Source organism: Metamycoplasma auris 15026 (assembly GCF_000367765.1).
GTDB classification, from domain to species: Bacteria; Bacillota_I; Bacilli_A; order Mycoplasmatales; family Metamycoplasmataceae; genus Metamycoplasma; species Metamycoplasma auris_A.
In genome coordinates this window covers 65069-84186 of sequence record NZ_AORI01000012.1, presented here as the reverse complement: position 1 = coordinate 84186, position 19118 = coordinate 65069, and the positions used below count along the sequence as shown (strand labels likewise).

Genomic DNA, 19118 nt, shown 5'->3' with positions numbered 1-19118 from the left:
ATGAGTAGAATTGTTATTGCTTTAGGTGGAAATGCGCTAGGAAATACTCCTGCTGAACAAAAAGAATTAGTAAAAATTCCTGCCAAAAAAATTGCTGAATTAGTTAAAGCTGGACACGAAGTTATTGTTGGACATGGAAATGGTCCACAAGTTGGAATGATTTTCAATGGTTTTGTAAGTGCTGCATCAGTGAATCCAAAATCACCATTAGTACCATTGCCAGAAGCAGGTGCTATGTCACAAGGTTACATTGGATACCACATGGTTAATGCTATTACTAATGAATTTACAAAAGAAGGACTATACAACAAAGAAGTTTTATACATCCTAACTCAAACATTAGTTGATGCACAAGACCCAGCATTCCAAAATCCAACCAAACCTATTGGCCCATTCTTTGCAACTAAAGAAGAAGCTGAAGCTGCAAATCCAAATAGTGTAATCGTGGAAGATGCAGGTCGTGGATTTAGAAAAGTTGTAGCTTCTCCAAAACCTTTAAACTTTGTTGGAATTAACCAAATTAAAAAAGCTATTGATGCTGGTGCTACTGTGATTGTTGGTGGAGGTGGTGGAATTCCTACAATCCAACACACTTGTGGTTCAATCGAAGGTGTTGATGGTGTTATTGATAAAGACTTTGCCTTGGCAAAAATGGCTTCATTAACCAATGCAGATTACTTTATTGTTTTAACAGCAGTTGACTTTGTTAAAGTAAACTACGGAAAACCAAACCAAAAAGACCTAAAATCAGCAACCAAAGCTGAATTAGAAAAATACATTGAAGAAAAACAATTTGCACCAGGTAGCATGTTACCAAAAGTTCAAGCAGCAATTAAGTTTGTTGAAGAAGGTGGCAAGGCCGCATTCATTGGTGATCTAAAAGATTTAGAAGATATCATTGCCGAAAAAGTTGGTACAAAAGTTACTTTAAACTAATTTAATTAGTAATAAAACTTCTAAAATAAAAATTCAAAAAAACTTATTTTAAAAAACACTTCTTTAAGACTTAATTTTAAGTTTTTAAAAAAGAAGTGTTTTTTTCTTTATGTCTTAATTCTTTATTACAATCCTTTTTATTTTCTTAATGAAAAACTAACTTTTATACTTATTAAAAACATTATGCAATTTCTTTTAAAAATCAATATAATAATTCTTAATTATCCTAAGGAAACTTCTAAAAGTTTTAAGGATTTAATTTTTTGGATTTATATATGCAAATTAGGGAGGCAAAAAAATGAAAAAATTAATTTTTGTTATTGATATGCTAAATGGCTTTGCAAAAAAAGGTAACCTTGCAAGCAAAAGAATCAATAAACTAATTCCTAAAATTGCTAATTATTTGCAAAAAAATGTTGATGCTGATAATATCTTTTTTTGTGATGCCCATAGTGAAAATGATATTGAAATGCTTTCATATCCCTCACATTGTCTAAAAGGAACACCGGAATCTCAAATAGTTTCTGAATTAGAAAAATATGCTAAAACAATCATTAAAAAAAATACAACTAATTCATTTTTAAATCTGCAAAATAAAGAATTTTTGGATTCTTATCAATCATTTGAAATTCTTGGTTGTTGTACAGATATTTGTATTTTGCAATTTGCCATTAATTTAAAAACTTATTTTAATGCCAAAAATATCAATAAAGATATTATTGTCTTTAAAAATTTAGTTGACACATTTCATTCAAAAAACCATAATGGAAAAAAATTTCATAAGTTTGCTTTAAAACTTATGGAAAATAGTGGCATTTTAATCAAATAAACTTCCCTAAAATGATGTTTTAAAAAAATTTAATACAAAATAAAAAAAGTTTATATAATTATTTAGGCATATAAAAAAAGCCGTTTTAGCTCAGTTGGCAGAGCAACTGACTTGTAATCAGTAGGTCGTAGGTTCAAGTCCTATAAACGGCACCAGATTATGCGCGAGTGGTGAAATTGGCAGACACGTTAGTTTTAGGCACTAATGCCTTTGGCGTGAGGGTTCAAGTCCCTCCTCGCGTACCATATCATTAAAAAATGACTAAAAGAAGACATACAAAATGTCTTCTTTTTTTAACATTTCTTTCTTATTTTATTAATAAAATTAATAAAAATACAAGGTTATAAAAACGGCAGTTTTTAAAACTTATATAATTTAAAACATGAATAAATTTAAACTTGTTACAAATTTTTCACCAAGTGGCGACCAACCGCAAGCAATTGCAAAGTTAGTAGAAGGAATTGCACAAAATAAAAAACACCAAGTGCTTTTAGGAGTAACTGGTAGTGGAAAAACTTTTACGCTTGCAAATGTGATTGCAAAAACAAACCGCCCTGCGCTTGTTATTAGTCATAATAAAACTTTAGCTAGTCAACTTTATTTAGAGCTTAAAGAATTATTTCCGCATAATAAGGTGGAATATTTTATTTCATATTTTGATTATTATCGTCCAGAAGCCTATAAGCCCGCTGAAGATTTATATATTGAAAAATCTTCAATTACAAATAAAGAAATTGAAGCAATGCGAATATCTACTCTTAATTCTTTAATTACAAGATATGACACAATTGTAGTAGCATCAGTTGCAGCTATTTATGGCGCCTTTAATCCAGAAGAGTATAAAAAACACTTCTTAAAATTAAATGTATCCCAAGAAATTAGCAAAAAAAGCATCAAGAGTGCACTTGTAAAAATGCACTATCAAAATATGGGAGCTTTTCCTGAAATTGAACAAGGGCAATTTAAAAGTGTAGGGGATATGATTACACTAGTGCCTGGGTATAAATTTGATTATCTTATTCGCATTGAAATGCAAGATAATCAAATTATCGGTATTAAATTGCTTGAACCAATTACAATGGGAATAAAAGAATCACTAAGTGAAATTGTAATCTATCCATGTACTTCTTTTTTAATTGAACAAAGTTATGTTGAGCGCATTTGTGATGAAATTGAACAAGATTTAAAAGAAAGAATTAAGTATTTTAAAGATAACAACAAATTAGTAGAAGCCCAAAGACTTGAATCTCGGATTACTTCAGATATTGATTCAATTAAGGAATTTGGTTATACATCTGGCATGGAAAACTATGCTAGATATATAGATAATCGTCTTCCTGGACAAAAACCTTATACACTTTTTGATTATTTAAATAAAGACACCATTTTATATATTGATGAAAGCCATTTGATGCTTCCTCAAATTAAAGGTATGTATGAAGGGGATAAATCAAGAAAAGAAAAACTAGTTGATTATGGCTGAAGACTTCCTTCCGCTTTGGATAATCGTCCCTTGCGTTATGATGAATATAGCCAAATTGATTTTCCAAGAATTTATTTGTCAGCAACTCCAGCTGATGAAGAAATTGATCTAGCTGGCGGTGAAATTATTACACAATTCATTCGCCCCACAGGACTTCTTGATCCAGTTATTGAAATTAAACCTAAAATGGGACAAATTGAATTAATTCATGATTTAATTCAAAACCAAATTAAAAATAATGAAAGAACTCTTATTCTTACACATACAAAAGAAAATGCAGAAGAGTTATCTAACTATTTAAAAAAATACAAAATCAAAGCAGCCTATATTCATGAGGAATTTGAAGTATTTGAAAGAAATGCAATTCTAACAGACTTAAGACTCGGAAAATTTGATGTTGTAATTGGAATTAATTTACTAAGAGAAGGAATTGACTTACCTGAAGTTAGTTTAATTTTAGTCTTAGATGCAGATTCATCAGGGCTAGGTCGTGATAAAAAATCTTTAATCCAAATTGTTGGAAGAGCAGCCAGAAATGACCATGGAAAAGTTATCTTTTTTGCAGATATGATGTCCAAAGCAATGGAGGCTACTATTGCTGATAACAAACTAAAAAGAGAAATTCAGCAAAAATATAACAAAGAACATAACATTATTCCAAAAACAATTATTAAACCAATTTCTAAAATGAATTTAAATATAGCTTCAAATATCAAATTTAAAAAGAAAGATAAAGCATCAATCAATAAATCATATATCCAAGAATTAATTAAAGAAATGAAATTAGCAGCCAAAAATTTAGATTTTGATAAGGCTATTGAAATTAAAAATTACTTATCTGATTTAGGATGGGAACCTTCAAAATAATTAATCTTCAAAATTTAAGTTTCAATAATGTAATAAAATTAAGATGTTATGAAATCTAAAAGAAACATTTTATTATTAGTTACAACACCACTAGTTATCCCTTCATTTTTAATTGCAGCCTCATGTGAAACAAATGCACCTAAAAACACTCAAAATGAAGAAAAATATAACGCAAAATTATCTGAATTAATGAATAATATTAAAAAAATTGAAGACAAAGATATTCAAGATCAATTTAATAACGAAGCTCTTTCAATCATTGAATCAAAAAAAACAGATCCAAAGATAAAAATATTAGAAAGAATTGAAGCATTATTAACTGAGATTAATAAGAAATTGCAAGGTAATAATAATCCGGGTGGTAATTCTAATCCAAATCCTTCAATTACACCTGAACCAACACCAACACCACAACCTTCAGTTTCTCCTAAACCTAATCCAGGTTCAAATAGCAATAGTTCAACTTTCAAATGAGGTCATTGAAATATTTTGAATTTTACTGGAAATGAAAGTAAACAAAAAGACAAGGCAAAACGTATTTCTTTACTAATCAGTGAAGAAAAATTTGATGTTCTTGGATTAACAGAAGTAGTAGAAGAAAACGGAATAAAGAAGTTAGTTGAAGATATTAATAAATTAACTAATTCAAATCTATACTCTTATACAATATCTGGTAAAGAAAAAGGTGATAAGTTCAATGCTGGTTCAGCTGAATATGTAGCAATTCTTTACAACAAAAATAAGTTTGAGCCTATTCAATTTAATAATGGCCAAGTTGGATATAGCTACAAAGATAAATTTAATGATAATCTTGGAGATAGTGCTGCACAATATGCAAGACCTCCATATGGTGTGCAATTTAAATATAAATTAAAACCTAATACTAAAATGACCTTTGTATTTGACCATTTTGATGGGCCTGGAAAGCCTAAAAAAGATTTGGGTGAAAAAATGATTGATGGTATAGGTTCATTTGAATATCGCGAAGCTAAACATCTTGGAAATGTATTGCAAAAATTTGATAGCTTAGGCAATAATGCTGGAAATATCTTTTTTGCTGGTGATACCAATATTAAGACTGGTCGAGAAAAAAAGACTTTTGACTGACTTGATAAATACGGTGGCAACCTTGGATACAAATCAGTGTTTGAAGATGATAAGAAATATAGTTCGTCTTTAAGTACAAGAGGTGGGTTTGCAAATCCTTATGATAAAATGTTTTATAAAACTGATTTCAAATTAACTAATTCATTTATTTTTGACATATATAAGGTAGCTAAACAAGGTGATCCTTTATATGAATTATTTAAGAAACATGGTGTAACTATTCAAGATGGTAAAAAAATAAGAAATCAAAACATTCTAAGTGACCACACATACACAGTAGCAGAGTTTCAAGTTCAATAATAAAATAGGCAATTAAACAATAATTGCTTATTTTTTTTATTTGGTTTGAATAGAAAAAAACTTGCTAAAATATTTATATTTAAGTTTTACTTAATTTCTTATATTTGAAAGTATATTTCATTCCAACACACTAATTAATTAGATTAAAGAGGTATTTATGAATAAGATTAATTTCTTTGCATTAGGAGGCCTAGATGAAAATGGTAAGAATTCTTATGTTTTAGATATTAATGGCAAATTATTTATTATTAACTGCGGAACTAAAATTCCAATCAACACACATAATGGTGTTGATACATTAATTTGCAATTATGAATATCTAGAAAGAAGAAAAAGAGACATTGTTGGTCTTTTTATTACAGATGTTAAAGATTCAAGTTTTTCAGCTATCCCTTGATTAATAATGAAAATCCCTGGGTTAAAAATTTATACCAGTGTTTTTAATCGTATTGTCATTATGAATCGTATTGCCAAATACAATGTTGAAAATCGCAATTTTGAAATTAAAACATTTAATTCACCTCTTAAATTTAATGATGTTATTGTTTCAAACTTTGATGTTGCTGGTGGTCTCCCTGGGCAAATTGGACTAAATTTTGAATATAGTGAAGGAAATATTTTATTTTTAGTTAACTTTGTTATTGGCGATCTTGGTTCATATGGAAAAACTGATTTGTATAAGATTAAAAAACTTGTTAACAATCATAAGCCCTTGCAAATGCTAATTATGGATGTTTCTAGAGCAAATTATTCAGGAAAAAGTATTGATAAAATCTGAGTAACGAAAAAAATTGAAAGTAAATTCAGTGATACTCCAAATGATAGACGTATTATTTTTGGTCTATATGATGAAGATATGATTATTGCCCATGAAATTCTTCTATTAGCCTATAAATATAAACGTCCTGTTATGATTTATGGAAAAAACTATTCAGCCTTAATTGATTTAGTTTCCAAGATTAATCCCAACTTACAATTTCCCCAATTTATTGATATGCGAGCTATCAATGATATAAATAACGCTGTTGTTTTAGTTACTTCTTCAACTGAACGTCTTTATTCAAGATTAATGCGGATTGCAACGAACAACGATGTTTATTTAAAATTAAAAAAAGATGATACTGTAATTATTATTGCTCCCCCAATCAATGGACTTGAAGTTAGTTATGCTTTAACACTTGATGAAATTGCCCGCCGGGCAATGAATTTAATTGAATTAAGTTCGGACCAACTTTATCCATGTAATCCAGCAAGAGATGATATTTATAACATAATAAAAGAACTAAGACCAAGATATTTTATTCCAATTCAAGGGTTATACCGTTATTTAGTTTTAGCAACTAAAATTGCCAGAAGTGCGGGGATGAATATATCTAGATGTATTGTTTTGCAAAATGGTAGAGTTGCGGAATTTCATAATAATGAACTACACTCCCAAAAACAAGGAATAAAAAGTGTCGGGGATGTTGTTATTGATGGTTTTGGAATTGGAGATATCTCCCAAGAAGTAATCAATGAAAGAGAAAATTTATCACGTGATGGAGTAATAGCGCTTAGTTGTTTAATTGATTATAAAACAAGAAAACCTCTAGGTAAACTTCATATTAGTTCATATGGAATTATTTCAAAAGATAACAAGGATTTAATTCTTAAAATTGTTAACAATTTATTTGCAAAAGAATTTGATAATAAAAACTCCAGTCAAATTGATTTAAAAGAAATTCAAGAGCATCTAAGAAAAACAGTAAAAAGAAAAATTTTTAAGACTCTAAACAAAGAACCAATTATTGTTGTAACACTATATGAAATCTAAAAAAGGTTATAAAATTTAGAATATGATAGATAAAAAAAACATTGAACAAACAAAAGAAGAAACAAAAAAAATTAAGCAAAAAAAGACATATTTTTTTCTTAAAGATAAAACTTTTATCTGAACTATAATTGCTTTTTCAATGGTTTTTTTTAGTATTATTGCTTTTTTAGATATTAAGGGCTTAACATCCATTTATTCATATACTTTTGGGTTAATTTTTGGCTTATTTTCCATTGCTATTTTTGTTTTTGTTTTTCTTCTTGCAATCAAAAATATTTTTAAAATGAAAAACACCTATTCAGCAAGTGTTTTTCATTTTAGTTTTTTAAGGCTTGGACTTTTATTGTTTGCTCTTATGATTTTAGGAACCTCCATTTATTATGCCAAACTAAAACCAGAAGCTTATACATATAAAAATGCCCTTTTTGTAATCTCACAAAAATGGTATGAAGATTTTATAGCAAACAAAGAACCCCTTTTACCTAACAAATGGACACCAGGTTTATTTTTTAGTTTTATTTATTTTTTAATTGCTTTTCCTGGAAAAACAACTGGATTTGTTTTGTCTTTTATTATTTCTATTATTTTTCTTTTAATTGCATGTGCATCATTTTTTATTAGTGATAACACTTTTAAAAAAATCCTTAATAAAAAAAGCAATCAAGAAAAACACCAAACAAATATTAATCTTAATCTTGATAAGCAAAATGTTTTTGAAGAATCTAAAGATGATATTTATATTGAAAAGAATGCTACCAATGAACAAATAAAACCAGAAATCGAAGAAGATGACTTTGTTTCTAAAACTATTGAAAATAATGAAGCAAGAAAAGATGAAGCAAATCTTAACAAAAAAAATATTCAAATTATTCCAGATGAACTGGATTTTTCAACACAAGAATTTGATCTTTCATTTATTAAAGAAGAAAATGAAGAGGATTTAATTCCAGATGAAATTGCAAAGCAAAATGAAATAGAAATTCAAGAAGAAAAAGAAATTGAAACTACGGATAATAATCTAAATAATATAGAAAATAATGAATTAGATTTCTTTGATGAAACAGGAAAAAAAGAAGAAAAAATAACGAATTCGAAACCAACAAAATTTTCTATAATTGAAGATAAGGAAGATTTGTTTTAAGCCTTAATTTTTTATCTGTGGGGGTAGTTTATTAACTAATTGGGTGATTGTGATGGAAGAAAATATTGAAACAAAAAAAACAACAAGTAATTTGGATTGAAATAATATTTTTGATAATCCAGTTAAACAAGTTTATGATAGACTTGTTGGTGAATATGAAAATGCTTGTGAAAGAGTATTTCAAAAATATATTGTGCAAAATAATGAAGAAACTAATAATTTAGTTGCTAACAATGTTAAGGACATAAATAGGTTACAAGAAGAAATTTCAAATGAAAAAAATCGACTAAAAATAACCAAAAGACAAATTCAAAATGGTTTCATTTTATTCTTTTGTTTTTTAGTTTTTGGTCTATTTTTCTTAAAATTCTTTATTTCTAATAATAAAATTATTCACCAATTTAATGACTTTAAAAATGCAAGAATGAAAGTCATATATGAAAAAATAAATCAAAACAAAAATAGTTTTGTAAGCCTTTTTAATCGCTTTTCATTTACAGAATGAAAAAGCAAAATTCTAGAAGAGTTAGATATTAATAAAATAAACCAAATTAACCCCAATGAATTTAAATTTTTAATTGAAAAAGATGGCTTTTATTCATATGATGCAATTGAAAAATACCAAGTGCGCAATTCTTGTTATTATGATATTTTATACACCAAAGAATATTGAAAAAACGTTATTACTTCCAACCAAAAATGAGTTACTATCCAAACAAAAGATGGCCCAATTACTAGACTTATTTCAGCAAGTCATGTTGAACCTACGCCATTTAGTTACAAGAAACATATTTTTGTTTTGCCCACTAATTACAAACCTAATTTAAATATCTTAGAAAATGATAAAAATCTATCAAAAAAAGATTACGATAAACTTCTAAAAGAAGGAAAATTTCTTTTAGAAAATCCAGAATTATACCAATACTATAATTTTGCATACAATGACAAAATTGGTTTCATTGATTATTTCAAGGTAAAAACACAAGAAAATTTTATTGAGTATGCAAAGCATCTTAAGTCTAGATATCCATTTGGAAAAATTAAAAATGCAATTTTTGCTTCAAGAAATTATGAAGCAAGTCTTCTTCCTTATTCAGAAGAAAAAAATTGGTTTGAAAAAGCAAATTTAGTAAACCTTTATAAGCCAATTACACTTGATTATACTTTTAAAATCATGTGCAACTTAATTAAAGAAGCAATAATTCCAATTTTTAAATCAATTTCGCAAGCCTATTTAAATATAAACATAGCCTCTGAAGTTTATAAAGGAAACGATAGATATCTATCAGATTACTATTATGAAAAAAGTCCTAAAAATAATAGTTCAGATACCTATTTAAATATTTATGATCTTATTAATAAAACAATTAAGTTAAACCCTTATTTTTTTACGACAGCATCACCAGCTAAACATATTGGAATTGGATTAGATAGCTATATAACAGATGAAAAAGAAAATATTAATTCAGCCTTGTTAACTTTAAGAATGTTTTCATACTGAAAAGAAGAACTTATTGATTCAGTTTGAAAAAATAACGAAGTTATTGATGTTCCATATGTAAAATATCATCCATTAGTAGAAAAAAAACAATTGCTTTATATAAGAAATTACCGTTTTGAAACTAATAAAAAAGAGTTATATTCAAAATATATTTTTTATAATGACAAAAGAATATTACTTTCAAATTTAAATTTAATTATTAATGAACTTGAACCAGAAGCAATCACTTCTTTAACTAAAGTTACTTCTTTTGATGAAATCTGTGATTTAAAACTTATTGATGCTTATTTTGAGATGTATTTTGATTCTGATGGTCTATTTATTTTTATAAACAGAGAACTAGATGAAGAAGAGATGAATAGACTTTTAAATTATTTTTCAATAAATATTGAAACTAATAACTAAAAGTTTTTTTCAAATATATAATTTAAATAATTAAAAAATTTTCTACTCAAATTAAAAATAAAATAAGTTTAAAAATACTAAGATTAGAAGTTAAAATAAAGGATTATTATATGCTATTTGACTCCCGAGCAGAACAATCAAAAGAAGGTTTTAAACCTAACGTTGATAACTCAATTAAAATTCCTGAAGTTACTGGTGGACAAAAATTTTTATATGTCTTATTTTTCATTCTAACTTTAGGTTTCTTTTTTATTGCAGTGATTATTAGAAAAAATGAATTATTAGCAAGAATTAATCGTATTCAAGAAGCATCTTCTCTAATTCAAGCTGCTGAAAAGAAAAGAAGAGCAATTTTGCTTAAACAAATGGATGCGGTTAAAGGATATGCTGAATTTGAACATGATACATTAACCGAAGTTGCTAAATTCCGTTCCCAATTAGTTGATTTGGAACATGAAACTGACCCAACAGTTTTAGCATCAAAACTGAACAAAATCCAAGCGGCGATTAATATTCAATTTGAACAATATCCAGATTTAAAAGCAAATACATCATTCTTAAGATTTCAAACTGAAATTGCCATCCAAGAAGATGAAATCTATGCAACAATTAGAAATTACAATGCAATTGTAAGACATTTTAATTCAGATATTTACCAATTTTGAACAAATGTTTTAGCTAAAAAAATGAATGTATACAACCAACCTCTATTCCAAGCAAGTGAAGAAGAAAGGGCGGATATTGATACAAGTTCATTAGCTAACCACATTAGTAAATCACACTAAAAAATAAGTCTAAAAATACTATCCTTGATAAATTCTCTTAGCAAAAAAAGCATAAGAGAATTTTTTTTATGTTTTCTTTTTCAAAAACCAAGAAATTAAGACTTTTATAAGACAAATTCTGCTAACTTTTTTTGCCTTACTTATTATATAAGTAAGGTAAAAAAGATATTTGGTATAATTTAATAATTATATTATTGCTAAATCTTATTGAGGAAACTGAAGGAGTTTTTTATGTCAGATGAAAAAAAATATGTAGCTAGTGATATTCAAGTTCTTGAAGGACTTGATCCAGTTAGAGTTAGACCTGGGATGTATATTGGTTCCACTGGATATCGTGGGATCCATCATCTTATATGAGAAATCCTAGATAACTCAGTTGATGAAGCAATGGCTGGATATGCTAATGAAATAAGCATTGTTTTGCATCCTAACAACTTTATTGAAATTGAAGATAATGGTCGTGGAATGCCTGTGGATATCCATCCATCAACAAACAAGTCTGCTGTTGAAACTATTTTAACTGTGTTACATGCAGGTGGTAAATTTGATTCAAGTAACTACAAAGTAAGTGGTGGACTTCATGGGGTTGGGGCTTCTGTTGTTAATGCTTTAAGTGAATCATTTGAAGTATGAGTTAAAAGAAATGGCAAACTATATTACCAAAAATATCAACATGGTGGAAAACCTCTTGATGATTTAAAAGTAATTGGTGAACTGCAAACTAATGAAACTGGAACTAGAATTAAATTTCAACCTGATTATTCAGTAATGGATCACATCGATTTTGATTTTGGAACAATCAGTGACCATGTTAAGCAAGTTGCATATCTAAATAAGGGTTTAAAATTCAATCTAACTGATATTACTAAAAATATCAAAAAGAGCTTTTGTTTCGATGGTGGTATTATTGATTATGTTAAAGAATTAAATAAGGGTAAAAAAGTAATTAACCATGATGTAATTTATGCCCATGGTGAAATCTCTGATCTGGAAAAATCCAAAAATTTTCATGAAGATCCAAATAAAAACCAAAAGAGAGTTGATATTCTTGTCGAAGTTGCTCTTCAATATAATGAAGCTTACCAATCAACTGTTATTTCCTATGCTAATAATATTCAAACTACTGATGGTGGCACACATGAAAATGGTTTTTATGATTCCATTGTAAGAATCTTTAATAAATATGCTGAAGATAACAAACTATTTAAAGCAAATGAAAAAATTAGCAAAGAAGATTCTAAAGAAGGATTAGTTGCTATTATTTCAATTAAGCATAGCGATCCTGTTTTTGATGGACAAACAAAAACAAAATTTGGGTCAGCTAATGCAAGATATGCAACAAACAAAGTAGTTTCTGAAGTTTTAGAAAGATATTTAAACGAAAATCCAGTTATTGCTAAAAGCATCATTAATAAATGTCTTCAATCCCAAAGAGCAAGATTAGCAGCAAATGCCGCTAAAGAAGCTTCAAGAAAAAAAGATGGGATGGAATTTAGTGGACTTCCTGGAAAATTAGCTGATTGTTCTTCGAAAAATGCTGAATTAAGAGAGCTATTTATTGTCGAAGGGAATTCTGCTGGAGGTTCTGCTAAGGGAGGCAGAAACCGTGCTATTCAAGCGATTTTACCACTTAGAGGTAAAGTTATTAATGCTGAAAAAAATGACCGTGTAAAATTCTTATCTAACCAAGAAATTCAAACAATAATTCATGCACTAGGAACAGGTATTGGCGAAGATTTTAATATTAACAAATTAAAATATCACAAAATCATTATCATGACCGATGCTGACGTTGATGGGGCACATATTTCAACACTTCTATTAACTTTCTTCTATCGTTATTTAAAGCCATTGATTGAATATGGATTTGTTTATATTGCAATGCCACCTTTATATAAAATTATGGCTTCCAAAAAAGTTGAGTATGCTTATAACGATGCCCAAAAAGAAGAAATTCTTGCTAAATTAGATGATAAAAACATTTCTATCCAACGTTACAAAGGGCTAGGAGAAATGGATGCAGAACAATTATGAGAAACAACAATGAATCCTGAAACTAGAAAGATGTTGCAAGTGCAAATTAATGACATGGCAATTTGTGATTCAGTTTTTTCAACGCTAATGGGTGAAGAAGTTGAAGCAAGACATGATTTTATTGAAGAAAATGCCAAATATGTTTCAAATATTGATTTTTAATAAGGAACTAATTTAAAAAATGAAACTAATTAAAAACCAAGGTTTTACAAATAAAACGTATTATGACGAAGAAAAAAATCAATTTATTAAAATAAAAAATTACGATACTTTTAATCATAAAACACCAAATATAATTTTTAATGCTCTAGATTTTGTTCCCAAAACAATTTATGAAGATGAAACAAAAGTAGTTAACGAATGAATTGATGGGCCAATTATGAGTCCCCAAACTCTTACTGATGAAAAATTAAAAGAAATTGGCAAAAAATTAATTACGCTACATAATTCCAAATTGGAATTTTATAAAGAAAACCAAATTGCGCGCCGTTTCAAAGTTTATCGTGAAAAAATTAAAGAGTATGGAAAAAAAATCCCGCTTCTAGATAAGCATTATAAAAAAATCAATTTATTTCTTAAGAATATTGATAATTCAGCACCAGTGCATAATGACCTTTGACTTTTTAATTTTATTGAAAGCAAAAACGGACTTTATATAACTGATTGAGAATATGCAACAATGGGCGATGTGCATTTTGATTTAGCTTACTTTATTGAATCATCTGAATTAGATGCAAGACAAGAACAAATATTTTTAGAAGCTTATGGTGATGACTTTGAGCCAAAGTTTCTTTTAGCCCATAAAATTATTGTCAATGCCTTAATTGTGCTTTGAATTAACAAGCATGAAATTAATCCTTTTGATGATAGTCATTATCTAAAAAGAGTAGATCAATTAATAAATGAGTATAATAAGCAATATAACTCCTAGTTTTAAATTTAATTTAATGAGTAATTTATGATTAAAATAGCAAAAAATACAAACACAAAAGAAAATATTGAAAAAATAAATTTGATGTATGAAAGAATCCTAGGCACTTTTTCAGCAGAAGTGGCCGACCAAATTACTCATGCAAAATTTCAGCTAGAAAAAAGTAATAATTTTTATTTTATTGCTAAATATAATAATATTTGAGTTCAAATAAGAATCCCCCTTGAAAATTCAACATCATTATTTGATAATGAATTTAAATTAGTTAACGACGTTGATGAGTATTTGTTTATTAAAAACGGTGTTTTTATTAAAAAATGATTTCCTGGTTCTGATTTATACCAGATTGAAATTAGCGATTATCAAATTAAAAAAATTTTTAGTGCAATTACAAGATTTCACAAAAAAAATATAGAAGTTAGCAAATTTGATTGAAATAGATTCAAAATTAAAGACAAAAAATATCAATCTTTAGTTGCAAAATATCAAAATGACGAATTAGTTTTTAGTCATAACAACATAAGAAAAAGTAATGTAATAATTAACAAATTTGGCTTTGTTAAATTAGTTGATTTTGAAGCAGTTTGTCTTAATTCTTCTTATTATGATTTAGTGTGTTTACATCTTAATATGGGCATAAGAAAAGACAAAATCATTAATTACTTTAAACTAGAAAAAGAAAAATTTGATGATTATATTTATTTGTATAAAGTATATAAAGATAATGAATATAAAAACCTTTATGCAAAAAATAAAGAAGCCATCGCAAATAACTCAAATCCAAAAAATAAAGATACTCTTAAAGAAGACCTTTATTCTTCAAAATTCATTACATTTAAAAGAAATACAAATTTCAATTACAGATTAAAAATCCAAGAACTTGAATGCTTTTATTTTGTACCTCCTTATATTTATGAGGATGACAATTATATTGTTTGAAAATGATCAAATAGCTCTAGTCCATTTGAAATTAATTCCAAAGCAATCAAATGTCTTGCAAAAATTATGAAAACATACCACTCTGCCAGTGTACTTTTTCCTTCTTTTTTACTTGATAAACAAATTAAAAAGATACTTTTAGATATCAATATTAATGATTTAAGCAAAGACATTGGCTCAAAAGCCTACATAGATTTAATTTTAAAATGGATTTCGAATATCAAATTAGATGCCAATTGCCATCATAATTTGAATTTTCAAAACATTTTTTGGGATGAGATTGATAATCTTTTTATTGTAGATTGGGCAATGGCTTCTTTAGGTTCTAAATTTCTTGATATTGCTTTAATGTTTGAAAATTTGCAGCTTAGTGCATACTATAAAAAAATGTTTTGAGATGCATATAATTTAGAAGTTCCTAAAGACTTTTATAAATACCAATTAATTGCATTATTTATTAGTTATTTAAAAAATGAATTAACTAATAAAGATAAAAAAGTAAGCAAAAACTTAAGCAAAAAAATAAAGTTGATAATAAACAAGAATAAAATTAAAATTAGCAAATAAAAAGGAGGTTTTTGATGAAAAAAAATAATGCTAAAAACTCTGAGGATACAATAAAAAAAACTCCAAGAACAAAAAAACAAAAGCTTAATATAGCTCTTGCTACCATTATGTTTACAGGAATAATTGGCTCAATGGCAACAATTCCAATTGTTTCAACTTTTTTTTCATCAAAACAACCTAAAAAAAATAAATCAATTTCTGATGTTGCAGCAAATACAGAAATTAAAGAAGAAATAAGTAAAAAAAACAATAAAAAACAAGTTGAAATTAAATTAACTAAAGAAATTGATGCTTCGCAATTATTTAATTTTGAAAAAGAAATTGCCTACAAAAATATTCCTTCTAAAAATAGCAAAAATGTAGACGAAAAGGTAAATTCTAAGATTAAATTAAAGCAAGAATTTACTTTTTATACTACAGGATACAAATTAAAAGAATTTTTTAATAATAAAGAAGCAACAAAAGTAGCTAATTTAGATTGAAAAAAAGAAAATGAAATTCAAATTCTTAACTTAGATTTAGTTAAAAGACTAAATGAATTTAATAAAAAACCTAGACCAGCTGGTTTTGAAAAACTGGAATTTAAAAATTTCATTAAAGAAATTTCGAATTTAAAGCTTTCTTTTACTTATTCATTTAAAAAAAATGATTCTTGATATTTTTATGATACAAAAAACAAATTATTTGGCATTGAAATCAATAATTTCTTTAAGCAAGTAAAAAAATTTGTTGAAGATAAACTTTCTAATAAAAAAATAACTAATGAGGAATCAAATATTCTTATTTCTATAACAAAATTAAAAGATAAAAGCAAACCACTCGATAAGATTACTATTGGAATTAATTTTAAATATGATGAATAAAAAAATTCAGGCTATCCTGAAATTTTTTTTGCATTTAGTTTTTTGTGAATGTGTTCAATTTCAACTGTGACATTTCTTTTTCAATTTGTTTTTCAAGCAATGATTTCAAAAATTAATAGTCTTACTATATCAAAACTATAGAATAAGAAATATGTAATTTCTAAACTTAAATGGTATGGCTTAGAAATACCAAAGATTAGAATATTTAACCAAATAAAAGAAGACCAAAAAGCACCAAGAATTGTTAGGGAACCAATGATATTTCTTCCTCCTGCTCTAGGAAGAGCAGCGGCAGTATAAAATCAGCATCAAAGTGGATTAAATAAAATAAATGATAAACAGCAATATAAGAATGTTTTTCTAAAAACAATGCCAATTTGGTCTTTCATCTGGGAAATTCAGTTAGTTATTGCTTTGTTATTTGAATTAATTAAAAAATCATTGAATTGCTCTGGGCTTTTATTGTAACCAAAAATATAAATTTGATTTTTTGCTTCATTAAGAATGCCTTGCTCAATTAAATTTTTTTGGTCATTAAAAATATCATTAAATAAAAAAGCAGCATTTTTTTGTTTGTAATAGAAATCAAGGTTTTTAATAATACTATCTTGAGCCCCTTTAATTGTTGTTTTACTATAGGCAATAATTAAAACAACAAATAACATAATGATTGATAAACAAAAACCAAAAAATGCATGAAAACCTCTTAATGCATAAGCATGTTTTTCAGCATCTTCATAATTATCTCTTCCTAAATTACCAGCAACAAAATATGAGACATTTGTTGAGCATGCAGAAGTTATAGCAGATGCAATTGTTGCTAAACTTTCAACCAATCCAAGAATTGTAATTGCCCCAATTCCCATTCAAAAATGTCCAATATTAGAGCCATGAATTAAATCATCTGGATAACCTCTAGACCAAATTATCATTCTAATTGGAATAGTAATCATAGCAGCAATTGTAATTAGCATTGCAGGAATTCTTCTTAGAATCTGAATAGCAATAGGTTTTGAAACATGAAAAATCTTAAAGAAATTAACAAATATAGCTCTATCTTTATAATAAGTTAAGAGTGAATCTGAAGTAAGACATACAAGGGCACTTGCAATTGTACCAATTGCTGCATAATAAGCATTACTCTTAAATGCATATAATAAGATTGCATTGACAGAAGCATTTGAAACCAATGTTAGACTAGCTGAAATAAAAGCTAAATTTGAATGCCCAGTTTCATTAAGTTGCATATTCGTATTGAAATTAAAGCAAGTTATTAACCAAGAAACTGCTATAAGCATTAAATACATTCTGCCTTCGCTTATTACATCTTCTTTAACTTTCGATCCTCCAACTAAATAAATCAGTTGGTTAGGAATAATTCAAGCACTTAAAGCAAAAGGCAGCACAATAATTAAATAAAGAAGAATTCTTAAATTAATAATCTGTTTAACTTTATCAAAATCTTTTTTGCCATAATACTGCCCCACAAACATCGCAGCTATCCCTTGAATGGCAAAAAAGATTGTATAAATGATATTCGTATATGTATTTGAATAAGTTAAAGCATCAATACCAGAAGGGATATGGCTTACCATAAAATTATCTAAAAAACCATTAATACAAAAGAGAATTTCACCAATAACAATTGGTCAAGTCATTGAAAAATACATTTTAAAATCAGATTTAGATTGTGGATAAATACGTCTAAAATAATTTTTCTTTTTTATTGTTTCTTTTGTCATTTTTATCTCCTTTCATTTATTTTATATATTTGTTATAAGAAGTAGCTTTGTTAAAAGTAACTAAAATATCTAAAGATTTCAAATCTTTTCTTTAATTTCAGCAATTGTTAAATTAGAATCAAAATCAATATTCTTAAGCAATCGTAGTAGCTCTTTTTTATAAAGATATCTTTTAATTAAAATATTTGTTTGATTAGGATTAAGAGCTAAAAAAAGCATTTTATTAACATCATCTTTTGAATATGCTTTTAATTCTTTAAGTAAAGAATTTTTTTGCAAAGGCAAGAAATATTTTTTTCTTTTATCATTTAACCGGAGATTGCTAAGGGAGTTTACATATAACCAAAAACCAACAAAAGAAGCAATAAAGCCGTTATTTTTTAACATAATTTTCTTAAGAGTTGGAATATTCGATTCAATGATACTTTTTTTAGTTCTTAAAAAGTATTCATCCTTAAAAATTGTTCCAGTTAATTTTGAAAGTGATAAGTTTGGATTATTTTTATCATCAATAAGAGGTTGAATTTGGTTTTTTGGAAATAATCTTGAAAGAATTTGTTTTTCTAATATTGGATTATGTCCAATAAAAACAACTTCATTAATTTTTAAATGTGAATTAATTTGGTAGATATGTTTGATAATATTTTGTTTGAGTTTCGACCAAATTTCTTTAATTGATTTTGTTTTGTGAAAGTCAATAATAAAAGTTTTTGTTTCAAGTTTATTATCCGAATTAATTCCACCAAGCGAATAAGCAAAAGGCGTATTCGCAGGAATTCCTAGAATTCTTGCGAAAGGATTAGAAATAGCTTCAAAATCAATGTATATATAATTTTTATTGATATTCATATTAAAAATTATAACATTTAACAACT

General features: G+C 27.0%; 14 protein-coding genes and 2 tRNA genes. 14 read left to right on the top strand and 2 right to left on the bottom strand.

Going from position 1 to position 19118, the window contains the following annotated elements:
- The 14 genes from arcC to MAU_RS03025 all read left to right on the top strand — a co-directional run bounded on the left by arcC (position 1) and on the right by MAU_RS03025 (position 16501).
- Entirely contained in the window at positions 1 to 936 is a 936-nt protein-coding gene (arcC, locus tag MAU_RS03090) for a carbamate kinase (protein ID WP_004425345.1), read from the top strand.
- 298 nt (positions 937 to 1234) lie between these two features.
- Entirely contained in the window at positions 1235 to 1765 is a 531-nt protein-coding gene (locus MAU_RS03085) for an isochorismatase family protein (RefSeq protein ID WP_004425342.1), read from the top strand.
- Positions 1766 to 1844: 79 nt separating this feature from the next.
- A tRNA-Thr gene (locus tag MAU_RS03080) sits at positions 1845 to 1920 on the top strand.
- 6 nt (positions 1921 to 1926) lie between these two features.
- A tRNA-Leu gene (locus MAU_RS03075) sits at positions 1927 to 2010 on the top strand.
- Positions 2011 to 2147: 137 nt separating this feature from the next.
- Complete coding sequence (gene uvrB, locus MAU_RS03070) at positions 2148 to 4115, top strand: excinuclease ABC subunit UvrB (RefSeq protein ID WP_004425340.1); 1968 nt, start codon at positions 2148 to 2150, stop codon at positions 4113 to 4115.
- Between the two features lie 48 nt (positions 4116 to 4163).
- Positions 4164 to 5522, top strand: coding sequence for an endonuclease/exonuclease/phosphatase family protein (locus MAU_RS03465; protein WP_004425337.1), 1359 nt, complete (start codon positions 4164 to 4166; stop codon positions 5520 to 5522).
- Positions 5523 to 5679: 157 nt separating this feature from the next.
- The gene (locus tag MAU_RS03060; protein ID WP_004425335.1) at positions 5680 to 7335 is read left to right on the top strand and encodes a ribonuclease J; all 1656 of its coding nucleotides are present in this window, start codon (positions 5680 to 5682) and stop codon (positions 7333 to 7335) included.
- 22 nt (positions 7336 to 7357) lie between these two features.
- On the top strand, positions 7358 to 8476 hold the full coding sequence (locus tag MAU_RS03055; RefSeq protein WP_004425333.1) for a hypothetical protein: 1119 nt from the start codon (positions 7358 to 7360) through the stop codon (positions 8474 to 8476).
- 52 nt (positions 8477 to 8528) lie between these two features.
- Positions 8529 to 10382, top strand: coding sequence for a hypothetical protein (locus tag MAU_RS03050; RefSeq protein WP_004425331.1), 1854 nt, complete (start codon positions 8529 to 8531; stop codon positions 10380 to 10382).
- Between the two features lie 110 nt (positions 10383 to 10492).
- Positions 10493 to 11167 (top strand): LemA family protein, encoded by a 675-nt coding sequence (locus tag MAU_RS03045; protein ID WP_004425327.1) that lies wholly within the window; start codon positions 10493 to 10495, stop codon positions 11165 to 11167.
- A 231-nt stretch (positions 11168 to 11398) separates the two neighbouring features.
- The gene (locus MAU_RS03040; protein ID WP_004425325.1) at positions 11399 to 13363 is read left to right on the top strand and encodes a DNA topoisomerase subunit B; all 1965 of its coding nucleotides are present in this window, start codon (positions 11399 to 11401) and stop codon (positions 13361 to 13363) included.
- A 19-nt stretch (positions 13364 to 13382) separates the two neighbouring features.
- Positions 13383 to 14132, top strand: a complete 750-nt coding sequence (locus MAU_RS03035) for a phosphotransferase (protein WP_004425323.1) — start codon at positions 13383 to 13385, stop codon at positions 14130 to 14132.
- 27 nt (positions 14133 to 14159) lie between these two features.
- Complete coding sequence (locus MAU_RS03030; RefSeq protein ID WP_004425320.1) at positions 14160 to 15638, top strand: hypothetical protein; 1479 nt, start codon at positions 14160 to 14162, stop codon at positions 15636 to 15638.
- Positions 15639 to 15652: 14 nt separating this feature from the next.
- Complete coding sequence (locus tag MAU_RS03025; protein WP_004425317.1) at positions 15653 to 16501, top strand: hypothetical protein; 849 nt, start codon at positions 15653 to 15655, stop codon at positions 16499 to 16501.
- Between the two features lie 11 nt (positions 16502 to 16512).
- Here MAU_RS03025 and MAU_RS03020 read toward each other — a convergent pair whose 3' ends face one another.
- The gene (locus MAU_RS03020; protein WP_004425314.1) at positions 16513 to 18243 is read right to left on the bottom strand and encodes an MATE family efflux transporter; all 1731 of its coding nucleotides are present in this window, start codon (positions 18241 to 18243) and stop codon (positions 16513 to 16515) included.
- A gap of 69 nt (positions 18244 to 18312) precedes the next feature.
- On the bottom strand, positions 18313 to 19092 hold the full coding sequence (locus tag MAU_RS03015) for a DUF2779 domain-containing protein (RefSeq protein WP_004425312.1): 780 nt from the start codon (positions 19090 to 19092) through the stop codon (positions 18313 to 18315).
- Positions 19093 to 19118 lie beyond the last annotated feature (26 nt).